At 65.8% G+C, this 17,548-nt stretch carries 13 protein-coding genes; 8 read left to right on the forward strand and 5 right to left on the reverse strand.

From position 1 onward, the window contains the following. The first annotated feature begins 125 nt into the window (after window positions 1–125). From ACCD03_RS07800 to ACCD03_RS07810, 3 genes are all read left to right on the forward strand, one after another. Window positions 126–1,562: an aldehyde dehydrogenase family protein gene (locus tag ACCD03_RS07800; RefSeq protein ID WP_253538213.1), complete on the forward strand. Its 1,437-nt coding sequence runs from the start codon at window positions 126–128 to the stop codon at window positions 1,560–1,562. 39 nt (window positions 1,563–1,601) lie between these two features. Further along, window positions 1,602–2,360, forward strand: a complete 759-nt coding sequence (locus ACCD03_RS07805) for an SDR family oxidoreductase (RefSeq protein ID WP_252690930.1) — start codon at window positions 1,602–1,604, stop codon at window positions 2,358–2,360. Between the two features lie 122 nt (window positions 2,361–2,482). Further along, window positions 2,483–3,817, forward strand: coding sequence for an MFS transporter (locus ACCD03_RS07810; protein WP_413411235.1), 1,335 nt, complete (start codon window positions 2,483–2,485; stop codon window positions 3,815–3,817). 46 nt (window positions 3,818–3,863) lie between these two features. Here ACCD03_RS07810 and ACCD03_RS07815 read toward each other — a convergent pair whose 3' ends face one another. From ACCD03_RS07815 to hemC, 3 genes are read right to left on the reverse strand one after another with little or no spacing between them, the layout of a single operon-like run. Further along, window positions 3,864–5,057 (reverse strand): heme biosynthesis protein HemY, encoded by a 1,194-nt coding sequence (locus ACCD03_RS07815; protein ID WP_413411236.1) that lies wholly within the window; start codon window positions 5,055–5,057, stop codon window positions 3,864–3,866. Between the two features lie 2 nt (window positions 5,058–5,059). Beyond that, window positions 5,060–7,198, reverse strand: a complete 2,139-nt coding sequence (gene hemDX, locus ACCD03_RS07820) for a fused uroporphyrinogen-III synthase HemD/membrane protein HemX (RefSeq protein WP_413411237.1) — start codon at window positions 7,196–7,198, stop codon at window positions 5,060–5,062. Between the two features lie 15 nt (window positions 7,199–7,213). Further along, window positions 7,214–8,230, reverse strand: coding sequence for a hydroxymethylbilane synthase (gene hemC, locus ACCD03_RS07825; protein ID WP_413411238.1), 1,017 nt, complete (start codon window positions 8,228–8,230; stop codon window positions 7,214–7,216). 108 nt (window positions 8,231–8,338) lie between these two features. Here hemC and ppc point away from each other — a divergent pair, with 108 nt between their 5' ends. Next, window positions 8,339–11,350, forward strand: coding sequence for a phosphoenolpyruvate carboxylase (gene ppc, locus ACCD03_RS07830; protein WP_413411239.1), 3,012 nt, complete (start codon window positions 8,339–8,341; stop codon window positions 11,348–11,350). On the opposite strand, the gene ACCD03_RS07835 is transcribed toward ppc, so the two are convergent. Beyond that, window positions 11,351–12,778: an MFS transporter gene (locus ACCD03_RS07835; RefSeq protein ID WP_045205976.1), complete on the reverse strand. Its 1,428-nt coding sequence runs from the start codon at window positions 12,776–12,778 to the stop codon at window positions 11,351–11,353. Window positions 12,779–12,903: 125 nt separating this feature from the next. Between ACCD03_RS07835 and ACCD03_RS07840 the strand changes: the two genes are divergently transcribed. Beyond that, window positions 12,904–13,788, forward strand: coding sequence for a LysR family transcriptional regulator (locus tag ACCD03_RS07840; protein WP_325653650.1), 885 nt, complete (start codon window positions 12,904–12,906; stop codon window positions 13,786–13,788). Window positions 13,789–13,820: 32 nt separating this feature from the next. On the opposite strand, the gene ACCD03_RS07845 is transcribed toward ACCD03_RS07840, so the two are convergent. After that, window positions 13,821–14,426: a ferritin-like domain-containing protein gene (locus tag ACCD03_RS07845; protein ID WP_413411240.1), complete on the reverse strand. Its 606-nt coding sequence runs from the start codon at window positions 14,424–14,426 to the stop codon at window positions 13,821–13,823. A 205-nt stretch (window positions 14,427–14,631) separates the two neighbouring features. Here ACCD03_RS07845 and ACCD03_RS07850 point away from each other — a divergent pair, with 205 nt between their 5' ends. The 3 genes from ACCD03_RS07850 (at window position 14,632) to argH (ending at window position 17,520) form a co-directional block, all read left to right on the forward strand. Further along, window positions 14,632–15,279: an RNA polymerase sigma factor gene (locus ACCD03_RS07850; protein WP_253538248.1), complete on the forward strand. Its 648-nt coding sequence runs from the start codon at window positions 14,632–14,634 to the stop codon at window positions 15,277–15,279. Further along, window positions 15,279–15,998 carry an anti-sigma factor domain-containing protein gene (locus tag ACCD03_RS07855; RefSeq protein WP_413411241.1) on the forward strand — a complete coding sequence of 240 codons (720 nt, stop codon included), beginning with the start codon at window positions 15,279–15,281 and terminating at the stop codon, window positions 15,996–15,998. The genes ACCD03_RS07850 and ACCD03_RS07855 overlap by 1 nt, the downstream gene beginning before the upstream one ends. Window positions 15,999–16,104: 106 nt before the next feature. Beyond that, a complete protein-coding gene (gene argH / locus ACCD03_RS07860) occupies window positions 16,105–17,520 on the forward strand; it encodes an argininosuccinate lyase (protein WP_413411242.1) in 1,416 nt (471 codons plus the stop codon). The last annotated feature ends 28 nt before the right edge of the window (window positions 17,521–17,548 follow it).

The raw sequence follows: 17,548 nt of genomic DNA on the forward strand, positions 1-17,548 counted from the left end.
ATGGTTAGAAAGAAGCGTGAAAAACTGTCGGCGGGCATTATAGCTCCTGACACCCGGCCGCTTCCCCTGACAACGCCGCGCCCGTGCGAAAATCGTGCGTTGCCGATCTTTTGCAGGAACCCCCCATGCATGCCCAGCACTTCATCGCCAACCGTCTGATGTCGCCCGACTCGGGGATGCGCATCAAGGTGTTCGATCCGTCCGACGGCCAATCCTTTGCCGAGATTGCGCGCGGCAACGCCACCGACATCAGCGTGGCTGTGCATGCGGCGCGGCGTGCGTTCGAGGGCGTCTGGGGCCAGTTGGCACCCGCCGAGCGCGGCCGCTTGCTCATGCGCGTGGCCCTGCGCCTGGCCGATCACGAAGAAGAGCTGGCCCGCCTGGAAGCCCGCGACACCGGCAAGCCCATGCGCCAGGCGCGCGCCGACGCCCGCGCCGTGGCCCGCTACTTCGAGTTCTACGCCGGTGCGGCCGACAAGCTGCACGGGCAAACCATCCCCTACCCGGCCGATACCACCGTGCTGACCGTGCGCGAGCCCCATGGCGTAACGGCGCACATCATCCCGTGGAACTACCCGATGCAGATCTTCGGGCGCAGCGTGGGCGCTGCATTGGCGGCAGGCAACGCGTGCGTGGTCAAGCCGGCGGAAGACGCGTGCCTGTCGATCCTGCGCGTGGCCGAGCTGGCCGCCGAGGCAGGCTTGCCCGATGGCGCACTCAATATCGTGACCGGCTATGGCCACGAAGCAGGTGCGGCACTAGCGGCGCATCCCGGGATCAATCATGTGTCGTTCACAGGGTCACCGGAAACGGGCAAAGCCGTTGTGCGAGCGGCCGCGGAAAACCACGTGCCCGTGACGCTGGAACTTGGCGGCAAATCTCCGCAGATCGTGTTTGCCGACGCCGATCTGGAAGCCGCCATTCCGGCCGTGGTGAACGGCATCATCCAGAACGCCGGGCAGACGTGCTCTGCCGGCAGCCGTGTACTGATCGAGCGCAGCGTTTACGAGGCGATGCTGGACCGGTTGGCCATGGTGTTTGAATCCATCCGGGTCGGCCCCTCGTCGCTGGATCTGGATTGCGGCCCGCTCATCAACCCCAAGCAGCAGCAACGCGTATGGGATTTCGTCTCGGATGCGCAGCACGCCAACATTCCGGTGATGGCGCAGGGCCAGGTGGTGCCCGAGGCACCCGAGACCGGCTACTACCAGGCACCGATGCTGCTGCGTGATGTACCGCACACGCACCGCCTCGCACAGCAGGAAGTGTTCGGCCCGCTGCTGGCCGCCATGCCATTCGATACCGAAGCTGAAGCGCTGGCCCTGGCCAACGGCACACCGTACGGCCTGGTAGCTGGCGTGTGGACGAACGACGGTGGCCGCCAGATGCGCCTCGCACGCAAACTCAGAGCCGGCCAGGTCTTCATCAACAATTACGGCGCAGGCGGCGGCGTTGAACTGCCCTTCGGCGGAACGGGCCAATCGGGCCACGGGCGCGAAAAGGGCTTTGAAGCGCTCTACGGTTTCACCACGCTCAAGACCATCGCCATCCGTCACGGTTAAGGCGCAACGCAACATCCACCCACAACACGAGGAGACACCATGCGGCTTGCCGGCAAAATCGCCATCGTCACAGGCGCAGGTTCGGGTTTTGGAGAGGGCATCGCCAACACCTTTGCCCGCGAAGGTGCGCGCGTCGTCGTCAATGACTTGAATGCGGAGGCCGGCGAACGCGTGGCCAGCGCCATTCGCGTGGCCGGCGGCGATGCGCATTTCGTGCACGCCGACGTGTCGAATGGTGACTCCGTCGCCAAGCTGCTGGGCGCCACGCTGGCGCGCTATGGCGATCTGCACATCGTAGTGAACAATGCCGGCACCACGCACAAGAACAAGCCGCTGTTGCAGATCACCGAAGATGAGTTCGACCGCGTGATGGCCGTCAACGTGAAGAGCATTTACTGGACCGCGCATCACATCGTCCCGCACTTCCGTGAGCGCGGCGGCGGCGTGTTCGTCAACGTGGCGTCCACCGCGGGCATCCGGCCGCGGCCGGGGCTCGTCTGGTACAACGCCAGCAAGGGCGCCGTCATCACGGCCAGCAAGGCGATGGCGGCGGAGCTTGGCCCCGACAAGATCCGCGTGAACTGCGTGAACCCGGTGATGGGCGCCACGGGCCTCATCGAGCAGTTCATGGGCGTACCCGATACCCCCGAGAACCGCGCGCGCTTCCTGGCGACGATCCCGATGGGGCGGCTTTCCACGCCGCAGGATGTGGCTAACGCATGCCTGTATCTGGCGTCGGACGAAGCGGAGTTCATTACCGGCACGTGTTTGGAAGTGGACGGCGGGCGCTGCGTATAAACCCTGCCGGCGGGCGTCTTGGCGCGCCCGCCTGAGAAGCGCAGAATGCTGTGGCGGTTTTCCAGGCCGAGGTAGGTAACGAGGAGCACTCGGCCTGAACTCACAATAACTCTGGAGACCCGATGGCCATCACCACCCCTCCCACCTCACCGGTTGGCGGCGCAGGCACGCTGCCGCCACAGTCCACAAGCGCATTTGAAGAAGCTACTTACCGCAAGGTGACGTGGCGTCTCGTTCCGTTCCTGCTGCTGTGTTACGTGGTCGCGTATCTCGATCGCGTCAACGTGGGCTTTGCCAAGCTGCAGATGCTCAACGATCTCAAGTTCAGCGAGACCATCTACGGTCTGGGCGCGGGCATCTTCTTCATCGGCTACTTCCTTTTTGAAGTGCCGAGCAATGTGATCCTGCACCGCGTGGGCGCGCGCATCTGGATCGCGCGGATCATGATCTCGTGGGGCATCATCTCGGCGGCCATGATGTTCGTGACCACGCCGGCCATGTTCTACGTGATGCGCTTTCTGCTGGGCCTGGCAGAGGCCGGCTTCTTCCCGGGCATCATCCTGTACCTCACGTACTGGTATCCGGCGCAGCGGCGCGGGCGCACCACCACCTTCTTCATGACGGCGATTGCGCTGTCGGGCGTGATCGGGGGCCCCATCTCGGGTTGGGCGATGAAGGCGTTTAGCGGCGTCTACGGCCTGGCCGGCTGGCAGTGGATGTTCCTGATCGAAGGCATCCCCTCGATCATCGTCGGTATCTTTGTGCTGGCCTATCTGGACGACCGCATCAGCCACGCGAAGTGGCTGACGGACGAAGAGAAAGCGCTGCTCGCCCGCAACATCGCCGCCGAAGACGCCGAGAAGGAAGACCCGCCCATCCGCACCGTCATGGCCAGCCCGCGCGTGTGGCTGATGAGCCTGATCTACTTCACCTTCGTGATGGGCCTGTATGGCGTCAGCTTCTGGCTGCCGACACTGATCAAACAGACCGGTGTGGCCGATCCGTTCTCGGTGGGCTTGCTGACGGCGATTCCGTACGGCGCGGCGGTCGTCGCCATGGTCTTGGTAGCCCGCAGCGCCGACCGCCTGCGTGAGCGCCGCTGGCACATCGCGATTCCCGCGGTGGTGGGGGCAATCGGGCTCGTGCTGTCGGCCGTGTGGCACACCGACACCACGCTGGCCATGGCCGCCCTCACACTCGGCACCATGGGCATCCTGACCACGTTGCCACTGTTCTGGAGCCTGCCGACTGCGTTCCTGGCCGGCACGGGCGCCGCCGCTGGCATTGCGCTCATCAATTCGCTGGGCAACCTTGCGGGCTTCCTGAGCCCCTACGCCGTCGGCTGGCTGAAAGACGCCACGCAGAGCACCGATTCGGGCATGTACATGCTGGCCGCGTCGATGGTGCTGGGCGCGATCCTAACGCTTTCCGTACCAGCACGGATGGTGAACAAATAGGCGCTGTCACCGCCAAGAAAAAAGGCCGGGGTCACCCCGGCCTTTTTCATTTCACGGCAAGCAATGCGCTTTGCCGGTAGTGGCGTTGCGCGTCTTCCATGCGCTCGGTCTGCTCGAACATCTGTGCAAGCGCCAGATGCGCATGGGCGCGCAGGTTGCCAGAGTGATCCGCATCGGCATACTTCAATGCCGACTCCAGGTTCGACTGCGCCTTGCCCCAGAGCTGCTCCTTGAAGCACAGCATGCCGAGCGTGTAGAACAGGTCGGCATCCACCGGATGCTGGGCGAGCCATTTCTCGGCTTGCTGGATCAGCGGCAGGGCCTTGCCCGGCACTGCGCAATCGGCGTAGCGGCGGATCAGGCGGCTATCCCAATGCGTCTTCAGGCCATCTTCAACAACGCGCTTGGCGTCATCGGTGCGGCCAAGCTGCGCGAAATACAGCGCCGCCTGTGAGGCAATGCGCGGCGAGCGGCGTTCTTCCGTGGTCAGTTCGCGCCAGAAGCTATTCAGCGCATCGGCATCGTGGCGGCGCTCGGCCAGCAGCGTTTCGCACGCCATCTGCTTGAGACGCGCGGCCAGCACGGAATGGATGGCGTTGCGCTTTTCCAGGGCGCGCGTGAGGCGCAGCACCTCGCTCCAATTCTTCAGATGCTGATGCGCACGCAGGGCAATACGTTGCGCCTGAATCTGCCTCGAGCCCTGCGATTGCAGTTGCGCGATCTTCTCCAGCGCACCTTCCGCATCGCGTGCGTCGACCAGCAATTCGGCCATCGACACAAGCTTCGCCTGCTCACGATCGGGCGACGACACTTCGGCCATCCAGGCGTCGCGGCGCTCGGTCTCCTGCATGCGGTGTGCGGCACGGGCGCCGATCAGCGCGGCCGTCTCGCGCTGCGGCTCCCAGGCCTGGGCTTCGCGTGCCTGGCGTTCCGCATGGCCGAAGCGGCCGGCAAACAAGCTCTCCATTGCTTCGCGCAACGCGGCCGATGCCTTCAGGATGCGGTTGCGCTCGCGATACGCGGCAGCACGCGCCGGCATGCCGGCCACATGGTGGAAAAGGCGCATCACAAGATGCAGCACCACGAACGTCGCCAGCAACGCAGCCAGCACGAAATTGAGCGACATCTCGACCCGGTACGGCGGGTAGAACAGCACGACGTTGCTCAAGTTGAGTTCAGTGAACAACGCCAGCCCAACGGCGGCGGCAAACAGGAGCGCGACCCAGAATACCCAGCGCATGCTCACTCCTTGCCCGAACCGCGCACGGCGGCAAGGCTGTCAGCCAGCGTCGGCACCTGCAGCGTGCCGGCCGTCGCGCGCACCTGCGACAGTTGATTCTGCACCGTGGTCACGCGCGAAGACTGCGTATCGAAGTAGCGCGCGAGCAGCGTATCGGCACGCCCTAGGTCGGCACGGAACACAGCGTCATTACGCGAGAGCAACGCCAGGCGCGCATTCATCAGGCGCAGCTTGAGGTTTTCGCGCAGGAACCACGCTTGGTCGGAAGAGAGCAGCAGCGCCTCGGTCTGATCGACGCGGCGCACCTGTACGATTTGGCCCAATTCGCCGCGCACGTCGTTCCACAGGCGGCCCCACCAGGCGCGCACGCCCGCCGACCATCCGGCGTTTGGCGGCGTCGATGCAACCGGGGCTGACGCAGCCGCAGCGTGCGCCTTGGCATTCTTCGTGGGTTTCACGGCAGCATGCGGCGCCTGCGCAGCCTGTTCCGCCTCGAGCGGCTGGGCCGACGAGATGAGCGGCAGCGTGTCTACAGCGTTGATGGCGTCATCCAACCGCAGCGCCGCACCCGCCAGATCGAACGACGGCATCGCCTTGAGCTTGGCCATATCGCGCGATACCGCCCGGCGCACGGCGTTGAACTGCGGTTTGTCGAGCGTGGCCAGGCGCGCGTCGACCGTTTGCAGCGCAGCCAGGGCACCGGCGACATTGCCGGTCAGTTGCAGTTGCTCAGCCGTGACCTCCAGCGAACGCTGGATCTCGGCGCGCTGCCAGTCATCGCGGTTGCGCAGAAGGTCTTGGTTGGCCTGCTCCAGCGCGGCTTGGCGATCGCGCGTTTCAGCGGTGCGGGCATCCAGCGCGCCGAATTTCTGTTGCAGCTGGGAAACCGAATCCTGATCCGCGCGCGACAGCACGCGCATCTCCTGCGCCAGCGCTTCGTTTGTCTGGGCATGCTGACGGATCTCGCGTGCCAGGCGCTCATTGCGCACCTGCAGTGCGGCCACGGCCGCCACGACCGCAACCAGCGCCACCCAGATCAGCCAACCGCCACGGCGCGGCGCATGGTTGACCGTCATGGTGGGCGCAAACGCAGCCGGCGGAGCAGCAGGCGCAGGCACTGGGCTCGGCTTGGCTTCCGCAGATGCGGGCGCTGGCGTCGAAGCAGGGGCAGAAGCGGGAGCCGCCGAGGGAACGGGAGTCTGCGTCACAGTGGAAGAAGAAGTAGACGGGTTTGATTCAGCTGACGCCTTTGCCGGGGCTTGCTCGGGTGCCGATACCGGCCCGGCCCACGCGAGCACGCTGGCGAGGAGCCGGTCGTCGCCGGCGCCGGTGAGCGTCACGTCGCGAAAGCCCAGCGATTTGGCCTGTTCGACGATGCGGGCGTGCGAAGCAAAGCATGGCGCGCCGTGCAGCGTATCCAGATCGGCGGGCAACAGATTGGCACGGGCCAGCTCATCGAGATTGCGGACGGCCTCGGAGCTGGTGAGCGTCCAGGCGTGGCGGGCCGAAAGCACGGCACGCAAGGCGAGCCACGCCGCGGCATCGGGCACCGGCACGCTGCGGCGATAGGCTTCCACCGTACGGACCGATGCGCCGGCTTCGCGAAGTTGATCTGCCAGCCATTCGCGGCCGCCATTGCCGCGCACGATCAGAACTTCACGGCCGCTCAACGCGGGCACATCCAGCCGCGCGTACAGCGCTTCGGAATCCTGGCGAGCGTCGTCGGCATGCGTGTCAGGCTGGATCACACGGTGCGCGGGCGGCGCAACGCCGTGCTGGGCAAGCGCCAGTGCGCTCGCGGGGCCCACCACCGCCACAGGCACTTCCTGCGGCCAGCGGAACCCTTCCGGCATGGCGGCAAATGCCTGCTGCACGGCGTTAGGGCTGACGAACACGACCAGCGCATAGCGCGAAGGGTCGCCCAGCGCGGCACGCAAGTCGTCGAGATTGGGTGTCGGCGCAATGTCGAGCAGCGGAAACTGATGCGTACGCAGGCCGTGGCGCTCAAGCGCCGCCACCAGCATGGGCGCCTGCGCACGCGGACGCGTGACCACCACCACGGGCGGTGTTGCCGGTTGAACAGGCGGCGTGCTGGATGCGGGCGACGATGGTGACAAGCGCAGTGGCAAGTGGTCGTCCATGGCGAGCCGTGGAAGTTAGGTAGCGGGAGGGGCGTCGGCGCCCAGCATGGCAAGGATGTCGCGTGCACCGCCGGCCAGCATTTGCTGGGCGACGCGCACGCCCAATGCGTCGGCGTCAGCCAGCGTGGATGGCGTGGTTTCGCCATCCGCGGCAAGTTTGCGGGTACCGTCCTGCGAAGCGACAAAGGCGCGCAGGCGCAGCGCGCCGGCATCCGACCACTGCGCAAACGAGGCCAACGGCACTTGGCAGGAACCGCCGAGAATGCGCGAAACAGCACGCTCAGCAGTCACGGCCAGCGCTGTGGGCTCATCGTGCAGCGGCGCAAGACACGCTCGCACGTCTGCGCGATCGGCGCGAATCTCGATGCCGAGCGCGCCCTGCCCTGCTGCTGGCAGCGATTCTTCCGGCGCGATGGTCGAGCGGATGCGATCAGCCAGCCCCAGGCGCTTAAGCCCGGCAGCGGCCAGGATGATGGCAGCGTAGTCGCCACGATCAAGCTTGCCGAGGCGCGTATCGAGGTTGCCCCGCAGCGGCTGGATGACCAGATGTGGGAAGCGCGCCCGCAGCGAAGCCTCGCGGCGCAGACTGGACGTGCCCACGACGGCGCCTGCCGGCAGCGAGGCCAGATCGGCGTAGTCGTTGGAAACAAAGGCATCGCGCGGATCTTCGCGTTCAAGGATGGCCGACAGCGCAAAGCCTTCGGGCAATTCCATCGGCACATCCTTGAGCGAATGCACGGCGAGATCGGCACGCCCCTCGGCCAAGGCGACTTCCAGTTCCTTAACAAACAAACCTTTGCCCCCCACCTTCGCGAGGGAGCGGTCGAGAATCTGGTCGCCGCGCGTGGTCATTCCAAGGATGGACACGTCGCACGCGGGATAGTATTTTTGCAATGCAGCACGCACGTGTTCGGCTTGCCAGAGGGCAAGCCGGCTTTCGCGCGAGGCAATGACCAGCTTGGTCGGCGCCTGGGCTGCAGGAGTCGTTACAAGCTGGGATTGACGGGAAGTCGGGTGGACGTTGGAAGACATGCGGCAATGGTAGCACGCAGCTTTTTCGCGACAGTCCGGCTATCACGTTGAAGTGATGCAGAAAAGAGGGCCGTTCAGGCACCTTACCTACCCAACCTAGGAGACACCATGACGCAGCCCGCCGCGCGCCGCGCTTCCTCGCGCGCGACCACCGCCCGCAAGGCTTCGGCCGCCCCCGCCAAGACCAGCAAGACCCCCAGGTCCATCAAGGCTGCCAAACCCGTCGCCAAACCAGTGGCAAAGGCCAATGGCGCGGACGAAGCCAACGGCGCATCACTCGGCCCCACTTCCCGACGCTCGTCGGGCAGCGCCGCGGCCAAGGATCAGCCGCTGAAGGAAGACATCCGCTTCCTCGGGCGCCTGCTGGGCGACGTGCTGCGTGACCAGGAAGGCGGCACCGTCTTCGAAACGGTTGAAACCATCCGGCAGACTGCCGTGCGCTTTCGCCGCGACGGTGACCGTCAAGCCGAGCAGGATCTCGACCGGCTGCTGAAAACGCTCTCGCGCGACCAAACCACGTCGGTGGTGCGCGCCTTCAGCTATTTCTCGCACCTGGCGAACATCGCTGAAGACCAGCACCACAATCGCCGCCGCCGCGTGCATGCGCTGGCCGGATCGCCGCCGCAGCCGGGCAGCCTGATGCGCGCGCTGCTGTCGGCCGCGGATGAAGGGCTGTCGGGCGACGTGCTGCGCCGATTCTTCGAAACCGCGCTGATCGTGCCGGTGCTGACCGCCCACCCGACGGAGGTGCAGCGCAAGAGCACGCTCGACGCACAACGCGAAATCGCCCGCTTGCTGGCTGAACGCGATGCACCGCTCACCACGCGCGAGCGCGAGCGCAACACCGCGCTGCTGCGCGCCCATGTCACCAAGCTGTGGCAAACGCGCATGCTGCGCACGACGCGTCTGATGGTGGCTGACGAGATCGAGAACGCGCTGTCGTATTACAAAACCACCTTCCTGCGCGAAATTCCCGCGCTGTACCGCGAACTGGAAGAAGACATCGCGACCGCGTTCCCGCGTCGCGGCGCACGCGGCGAACCGGCACCGCTGCCGCCCTTCTTCCAGATGGGCTCGTGGATCGGCGGCGACCGCGACGGTAACCCCTTCGTCACGGCAACGACGTTGCGCGACGCCGCACGCAAGCAGGCGAGCGTGATCCTCGCGTGGTACCTGGAAGAGATCCACGCGCTGGGTGCGGAGCTGTCGATGTCGACGTCGCTGGTGGATGTGAGCGCAGAGCTGCAAGCGCTGGCCGAGCGCTCGCCCGACCATTCCGAACACCGCGTGGACGAGCCGTACCGCCGTGCGCTGATTGGCGTCTATGCGCGCCTGGCCGCCACGTGCCATGAGCTGACCGGCGAAGACGCAGGCCGCCACGCCGTCGGCCCCGCCCCGGCTTACAACAACGCAGAAGAACTGCGTGCCGACATCCAGATCGTGATCGACTCCTTGGCGGCGCACCACGGCGAAGTGCTGGCCGATGCGCGACTGGCATCGCTGGCGCGCGCGATTGATGTGTTCGGCTTCCACCTGTCATCGATCGACCTGCGTCAGGTATCGGACGTACACGAAGCGACCGTCGCCGAGTTGCTGAAGGTTGCGGGTGTGGAAGGCGCCTATGCGGCGCTATCCGAGGCCGACAAACGCACGCTGCTGCTGCGCGAGCTGCAACAGCCGCGCGTGCTGACGCTGCCGTTCCACGCATACAGCGAGCAGACCACGTCGGAGATCGACATCTTCCGCGCCGCCCGCGAAGTGCGTGCCCGCTACGGCAATCGCATCGTGCGCAACTACATCATTTCGCACACCGAGACGCTGTCGGACTTGCTGGAAGTGATGCTGCTGCAGAAGGAGGCCGGCATGTTCCGCACGGGCGCCAATGGCAGCGGCGGCGGCGCCGCGCTGGACGTGATGGTGATCCCGCTGTTCGAAACCATCGAAGACTTGCGCAACGCCCCCGAGATCATGGGCGACCTGCTTGCCCTGCCCGGCTTCGATGCCGTGCTGGCGGCGCAGGGCAACGAGCAGGAAGTGATGCTCGGCTATTCGGATTCCAACAAGGACGGCGGTTTCCTCACCTCCAACTGGGAGCTGTACAAGGCCGAGCTGGCGCTGGTGGATCTGTTCGAGCGCAAAGGCGTGCGCCTGCGCCTGTTCCACGGCCGCGGCGGCACGGTCGGCCGAGGCGGTGGCCCGACCTACCAGGCCATCCTGTCGCAGCCCCCGGGCACGGTGAACGGGCAGATCCGCCTGACCGAGCAGGGCGAGATCATCTCGAGCAAGTTCGCCAATCCTGAGATCGGCCGGCGCAACCTGGAAACCATCGTCGCGGCCACTCTGGAAGCGACGCTGCTGCCCACGCGCAACCGTCCGAAGGGCCTGGAAGATTTCGAAGCCGCCATGCAGGCGCTTTCGGACAACGCCTTCGCCGCGTACCGCAATCTCGTCTACGAAACCCCAGGCTTCAAGGATTACTTCTTCGCCACCACGCCGATCACCGAGATTGCCGACCTGAACCTCGGTTCACGCCCGGCCTCGCGCAAGCTGATGGACAAGAAACACCGCCGCATTGAAGACCTGCGTGCGATTCCGTGGGGCTTCTCGTGGGGCCAATGCCGTCTGCTGCTGCCGGGCTGGTTCGGCTTTGGCAGCGCGGTGCAGCGCTGGCTCGACGACGCTGGAAATGCCAAGGCCCGCGCCGCGCGCCTGGCCACGCTCAAGCGTATGCACAAGCAGTGGCCGTTCTTTGCGAACCTGCTCTCGAACATGGACATGGTGCTGTCCAAGGCCGATCTGAACGTGGCGTCGCGCTACGCGCAGTTGTGCGATGACCGCAAGCTGCGTAACGCGGTGTTCTCGCGCATCTCGGCGGAGTTCACGTTGACCGAGCAGACGCTGGCAGCCATCACGGGGCGGTCGGAACGCCTTGCCGACAATCCGCTGCTGGCGCGCTCCATCAAAAACCGCTTCCCGTATCTCGACCCGCTGAATCACTTGCAGGTCGAGCTGCTCAAGCGCTTCCGCTCAGGCAAGGCCGGCAGTGACGATGCACGCGTGCGGCGCGGCATCCATCTGTCGATCAACGGGATTGCGGCTGGCCTTCGCAATAGCGGCTGATCAGGCAGCCAGCGCGGTGGCGGCCGGGCGACGGCTGATCCACGCCATCGCCATCGCGCCGGCGTACGACAGTGTCATCAGGCCAAACACCAGCGGCGAGGCATGCGCCAGACCAGGCACCACCGTAACGACCGCGCCCGCCGCTGCCACGCCCAGCAAACTGCCGGTCTGCCGCGCAGCGTTGAGCAAGCCCGACGCCGTGCCGGCCAGCTCGCCCGGCGCCGCAGACAGAATGGTCGACGTCATGGGCGCGATCGCCAGCGCGGTGCCGCCGCCGTAAGCCATCATCGTTGCGCTCACCACCCAGATGTGCACATGGCCAGTCAGCGCAGCCGACGTGGCGAGCAAACCTGCCGCGCCGATCACGAGGCCACTCAGCATCATCGTCGGCGTAGAAAAACGCGCCATCAGCTTGCCCGCGAAGATGTTGCCCGCCGACAGGCTCACCGCCATTGGCAGCATGACCAGGCCGGTCTGGCGTGCGCTCAGGTGTTCGACATTCTGCAAATGCAGGCTCAGCACGAACAACGCACCGTAATAGCCGAAATTCAGCAGAAACCCCACGCCGTTGACCGCGCCCAGCGTGCGATGCCCCAGCCAGGCCAGCGGCACCAGCGGCGCACGCGCCCGGCGTTCGGCCAAGACGAACAGCGCCCCGGCCACCACCGTCAACAGCGCGGTACCCCACACCCACGGCGATAGCGCGCCGCGCACCGGCCATTCAATCGCGGCAAAACACAGCGCCGCGAGCATCACGGCGCTCGTCACCTGCCCCGCCCAGTCGAACGGCTTGGCGCGTGCAGGCTGCACGTGGCGCACGATCACCCACGTGCCCAGCATGCCGACTACGCCCAGCGGCACGTTGATCAGGAAGGCACTGCGCCAGCCATAGGTGTCGACCAGCACGCCACCCAGCGCCGGGCCCACGGCCGCGGCAGTTGCGACGATGGCGCCCCACAGGCCAATGGCCCAGGCGCGCTCGCGCGGGTCTTCAAACGTGCTGCGAATGAGCGATAGCGAACTCGGCAGAAACATCGCCGCGCCCACGCCCTGCAGGATGCGCACGGCAATCAGCGTGGTCACTGAAGGCGCCAGCCCACAGCCGGCCGAGGCCACGATGAACACCGCCATCCCCGCCATGAACACGGTGCGCGCGCCAATGCGGTCGCTCAGCAAACCGCCTGTGAGGATGAAGGCGGCAAAGGCCAGCGTGTAGGCATCAACAATCCAGGCAAGTTCTGCGACGCTGCTGTGCAGGCTGTCGCGCATGGCGATGAGCGCCACGTTGACCACGGTCGTATCGAGCACCGCCATGAACACGCCCGACGTGAGAATGCCCAGCGTGGCGTTACGGCGCCATCGGCTGAGATCGGGTTGCAAGTTACCCCGGGGAGCGGCAGCAATGGTGTGGGCGTTGCATGAAGACATGGCAGAACCGTTTGGCAATTTCATGCAGCCCAGTGTAGGCTGGAGAACGCATGCAAAAAAGCAGCGTTTTTGCATTGCATTGCTGCAAATTTGCATCACTCATCTACGAATATTAGGAGCCCGATGTGAACTGGGACAACGGACGCTTCTTCCTGGCCGTGGCGCGCACTTGCACGCTGCGCGGCGCGGCCCAGCGCCTGGGCGTGGATCAGGCCACGGTGGGCCGCCGCATCGCCGCACTGGAAGACGAGCTATCGGCCAAGCTCTTCTTGCGAACGTCGGCCGCACTGGTGCTCACACCTGCCGGCGAAGCGCTGATCGGGCCGGCCGAAGCAATGGAGCAGGCTGCCCACACCATCGAGCGCCGCGTGGCCGGCATCGACGACCAACTCGCCGGCACGATCCGAGTGGCCACGACCGACACGATGGCAGCCACCTTTGTGTTGCCGGCCATCGCGCAGCTGCGGCAGCGGCATCCGGGCATCGACGTCGTCTGCATGGCGTCCAAGAGCATTGCCAACCTGACCAAGCGCGAAGCCGACGTGGCCGTGCGCACGGTGCGGCCGGATTCACCAGACCTCATCGCGCGGCGCATCGGCCAAATGGAAACCGGTATCTATGCGAGCCAGAGCTACGTCGCAGCGCGCGGTGAGCCGGAAGAAGGGACGGCCTTTGCGGGGCACGACCTGGTGGTCTATCCGCGCAATGAAGTGCCGTGGATGTGGGAAGACCTCTGCGGCGAGCCCATCACGCGCGGGCGCGTCGTCTTGCAGAGCAACTCGGCGCTGGCGCTATTAGAGGCGGTGGCCGCAGGCATTGGGATCACTGAGCTGGTGTGCCGCCGCGCGCAAGCGTATCCGCAACTGGTGCGCTTGCTGCCAAACCGCCGGAGCATGCAGGACGTCTGGCTCGTCACGCACGCCGATCTGCACAAGACCGCGCGCGTGCGGGCCTTGCTCGATTGCATCGTCGAAGCATTCGACGCGCACAAAAAAACCGCCACACCGTAACGAGCAGCCGGTGTGGCGGCCCAACAAACCTTTTAGCTGATGAACGCCACCGGCACCGGGTCTTCACCCAGCACCGAGAGCAGCACCGCCCAATGCATTGCCTCGTCGCCCAGGATGCTGGCGGCGGCCTTGGTCAGGTCGCGCGTGTAGAAATTCGGCAGCACGCCCAGGTAGGCCGAAGTGGCGCCCTTTTCCAGCCCGGCGGCAAAACGCAGCACGTCGGCCTGCGTCTTGAGCTGGCTGACCGGGAAGTTGTATTCCGCCACCTTCTTTTCCATGACCGGCGTACCACCCACCTTGGACACCGTTCCCGCCAGCACCGCCGCGTGTGCCTTGTGGTGGCCCTGGAACTTCACGGCCGTCGCCAGCACGGGTTTTTGCAACAGGCCGCTTTCCGCGCCCACCTGATATGCGGCGATGGCTTGGTACTCCAGCCCCAGCGCCACGTTCAAAATATTGACGTCGTCTTTCACGCTGCCTGATTGGGACTGGGCCCAGGCAGGCATCGACTGCCCCAGCGACACCGCCGCCAGCGAGCCCAGCGCCATCAGCCCCGGCGCGCGCAGCAGCACGCGGCGGCGCGCGTCGATGCGCGGGCTGTCACTTTCCAACTGATCCATCTCTTTAGTTGTGTCCATCGTCGGTCTCCTTGCAGATGTGGGGAAAAGTGCGACCCGTGCGGTGCGTGATGCGAATCGCGGGCGTTTGTTCAGCGCCTGATCGCTTATACGAAGGGCGCATCCAATTGGATGCAAATACCTCAGCACCTTTCACGTGAATTCCCCCCACAACCACGGTTTCTACCTACACTTTGGGCAGAACCGTCCACAAAAAGCTGCCCACGTGCTCACCTTCCAGCGCACCGCCGACGACCACGCCGCGCAAGACGCCGATCCGCCGACGGCGGCCGCGGCAGCTCGCCCCCAAAGCGCCGACGCGGAAGAGCTGGCGGCGTTGCTACAGCGCATCGGCTTGGGTGACCGCGACGCCCTGCGCACGCTATATACGCGCTGCGCACCGAAACTGTTTGGGCTCGCGCTGCGTATCTTGGTCAGGAAGGACTGGGCCGAGGACGTCTTGCAAGAAAGTTTCGTCAACATCTGGCGCCATGCCGGTGATTACCGCCCCCACATGGCCGCCCCCATGACGTGGATGAGCACCATCGTGCGCAACCGCGCACTCGATTGTCTGCGCCGGCAACATGCCGAACGTGTGCAGGAATCCGTGCCGCTGGATGACACCTACGCCGATGTCCTGGCCGACCACGCCCCTGGCCCCGCCGACCTCGCGCTGGCCGGCCAGCAAGCCCGCGCGCTGGCCGAATGCCTCAAGCGCCTGGACCCGAAGCAGCGCGAAGTCATATCGCTCGCCTATCTGCGAGACCTGTCGCACAGCGAGCTGGCGCAAGCGTTGTCACTGCCGCTGGGCACTGTCAAATCCTGGATGCGGCGCGGATTGGACCGCCTGCGCGAATGCCTCGGAGCACCCTGATGGACCCGCGCCGCCACCCCGATCTCGTCGACAAGCTGGCCGCTGAATATGCGGTCGGCACATTGCGCGCCGGTGCACGCCGCCGGTTCGAGCAGATCATTCGCCACGACGACGCCGTGCGCGCCACGGTCGAACGCTGGCAACGCTACCTGGCCGACCTGCCGGCGCTCCAGCCGGCCACGGCGCCGCTGCCGGAAATTCTCTGCCGCGTTGAGGTGCAACTCGGCTGGCGCGAGCCGGCGCCGCCGCGGCAAACCCTCTGGCAACGGCTCTGGCAAGGCACGGGTTTCTGGCGCGGCGCCACCGCAGCCGCGGCGGTGATCGCGGCGGTGGCGATCGGGCTGAACCTGCGACTGGCGCAGCAATTGCGCGAGGCGCCTGTCGCCAACGCTGTGGCCGTGCTGCAGGATGCGAAGGCACAGGCGGCCGTCCTCGTCACCTGGGATGCGCGCACCGGCACGCTATCGCTCAAGCGGCTGGATGCAACGCCGCTCAACACTGAACAGGCTTTGCAGCTCTGGGCGCTGCCGCCCGGCGGGCATCCTCAGTCACTTGGGGTGATCGGGCACCAGCGCGCCGTGCGGCTGACGGTAGCGCAGCCGTTGCGGCAAGTGCCAGCCCTGGCCATCAGCGTGGAGCCGCGTGGCGGCTCGCCCAACCCGGAGGGCCCGACCGGGCCGGTCGTCTTCAAGGGCGCGCTGATCGACAACACGCTGTAGCCAGGCCCTGGCGCGGGGGCTGAAAGGCCCTGCGGGCGATATAATCGCGGTTTCCTGAATTTGCGGCTGGCGCTCTCGCCGGCCGCACTCCTCCAGCTGTCCGCCCATGACCTCCCAACTCGCCAAGAAGGCCGAAGCGTGGTCCGCCCGCTTTAACGAGCCGGTGTCCGATCTCGTCAAGCGCTATACCGCGTCGGTGTTCTTCGACAAGCGCCTCGCACTGTTCGATATCCAGGGCTCGCTCGCGCACGCCGCCATGCTTGCCAAGCAGGGCATCATCGCCGAGGCAGACCGCGCCGCCATCGAAAAGGGCATGGCGCAGATCCGCCAGGAGATCGAAGCCGGCACGTTCGAGTGGAAGCTTGACCTGGAAGACGTTCACCTGAACATCGAAGCGCGCCTGACCGCCATGGCGGGCGACGCCGGCAAACGCCTCCACACGGGCCGCTCGCGCAACGATCAGGTCGCCACCGACATCCGCCTGTGGCTGCGCAGCGAGATCGACAACATCGTCGGTCTGCTCAAGGCCCTGCGCGGCGCGCTGCTGGACTTGGCCGAGCAGCACACCAACACCATCGTCCCGGGCTTCACGCACTTGCAGGTCGCGCAACCGGTGGTGTTCGGCCATCACCTGCTGGCCTACGTCGAGATGTTCACCCGCGACACCGAGCGCATGCTGGACGCCCGCAAGCGCGTCAATCGCCTGCCACTGGGCGCCGCGGCGCTTGCCGGCACGAGCTACCCGATCGACCGCGAATTCGTCGCGCAGCAACTGGGCTTTGACGGCGTGTGCCGCAACTCGCTGGATGCCGTGTCCGACCGCGACTTCGCCATCGAATTCTGCGCCGCTGCCGCGCTCATCATGACGCACGTCTCGCGCCTCTCTGAAGAGCTGGTGCTGTGGATGAGCCCGCGTGTGGGCTTTATCGACATTGCGGACCGCTTCTGCACCGGCAGCTCGATCATGCCGCAGAAGAAAAACCCCGACGTGCCCGAACTGGCGCGCGGCAAAACCGGCCGCGTCAATGGCCACCTGATCGGCCTGCTCACGCTGATGAAGGGTCAACCGCTGGCGTACAACAAGGACAACCAGGAAGACAAGGAACCGCTGTTCGACACCGTGGATACCGTGGTCGACACGCTGCGCATCTTTGCCGACATGGTGCCGGGCATCACCGTCAAGGCCGACGCCATGCGTGCAGCTGCGCTGCAAGGCTACGCCACCGCCACGGATCTGGCCGACTACCTGGTCAAGCGAGGCCTGCCCTTCCGCGATGCACACGAAGCCGTGGCCCACGCCGTGCGCGCCTGCGACGACCTGCGCTGTGATCTGGCAGACCTGTCCGTAGCACAACTGCGTGACATCTGCGGCCTGGGCGACAAGTCCGACCTCATTAGTGACGATGTGCACGCCGTGCTGACGCTGGAAGGCTCGGTCGCCTCGCGCAACCACATCGGCGGAACAGCGCCGGAACAGGTGAAGCAAGCCATCGCGTTTGCACGCGCTGCGCTGGCTGAATAATCGGTCGCACGCTCCAAACAAAAACGCC

Source organism: Ralstonia sp. Ralssp135, assembly GCF_047304345.1.
GTDB lineage: Bacteria > Pseudomonadota > Gammaproteobacteria > Burkholderiales > Burkholderiaceae > Ralstonia > Ralstonia chuxiongensis.

Excerpts from the sequence above, each read along its gene's own strand:
- ACCD03_RS07810 (WP_413411235.1), top strand. The coding sequence starts at position 2,483 with ATGGCCATCACCACCCCTCCCACCTCACCGGTTGGCGGCGCAGGCACG.
- ACCD03_RS07845 (WP_413411240.1), bottom strand. The coding sequence starts at position 14,426 with ATGGACACAACTAAAGAGATGGATCAGTTGGAAAGTGACAGCCCGCGC.
- ACCD03_RS07835 (WP_045205976.1), bottom strand. The coding sequence starts at position 12,778 with ATGTCTTCATGCAACGCCCACACCATTGCTGCCGCTCCCCGGGGTAAC.
- hemC (WP_413411238.1), bottom strand. The coding sequence starts at position 8,230 with ATGTCTTCCAACGTCCACCCGACTTCCCGTCAATCCCAGCTTGTAACG.
- ACCD03_RS07855 (WP_413411241.1), top strand. The coding sequence starts at position 15,279 with ATGGACCCGCGCCGCCACCCCGATCTCGTCGACAAGCTGGCCGCTGAA.
- ACCD03_RS07800 (WP_253538213.1), top strand. The coding sequence starts at position 126 with ATGCATGCCCAGCACTTCATCGCCAACCGTCTGATGTCGCCCGACTCG.
- ppc (WP_413411239.1), top strand. The coding sequence starts at position 8,339 with ATGACGCAGCCCGCCGCGCGCCGCGCTTCCTCGCGCGCGACCACCGCC.
- ACCD03_RS07805 (WP_252690930.1), top strand. The coding sequence starts at position 1,602 with ATGCGGCTTGCCGGCAAAATCGCCATCGTCACAGGCGCAGGTTCGGGT.
- hemDX (WP_413411237.1), bottom strand. The coding sequence starts at position 7,198 with ATGGACGACCACTTGCCACTGCGCTTGTCACCATCGTCGCCCGCATCC.
- argH (WP_413411242.1), top strand. The coding sequence starts at position 16,105 with ATGACCTCCCAACTCGCCAAGAAGGCCGAAGCGTGGTCCGCCCGCTTT.
- ACCD03_RS07815 (WP_413411236.1), bottom strand. The coding sequence starts at position 5,057 with ATGCGCTGGGTATTCTGGGTCGCGCTCCTGTTTGCCGCCGCCGTTGGG.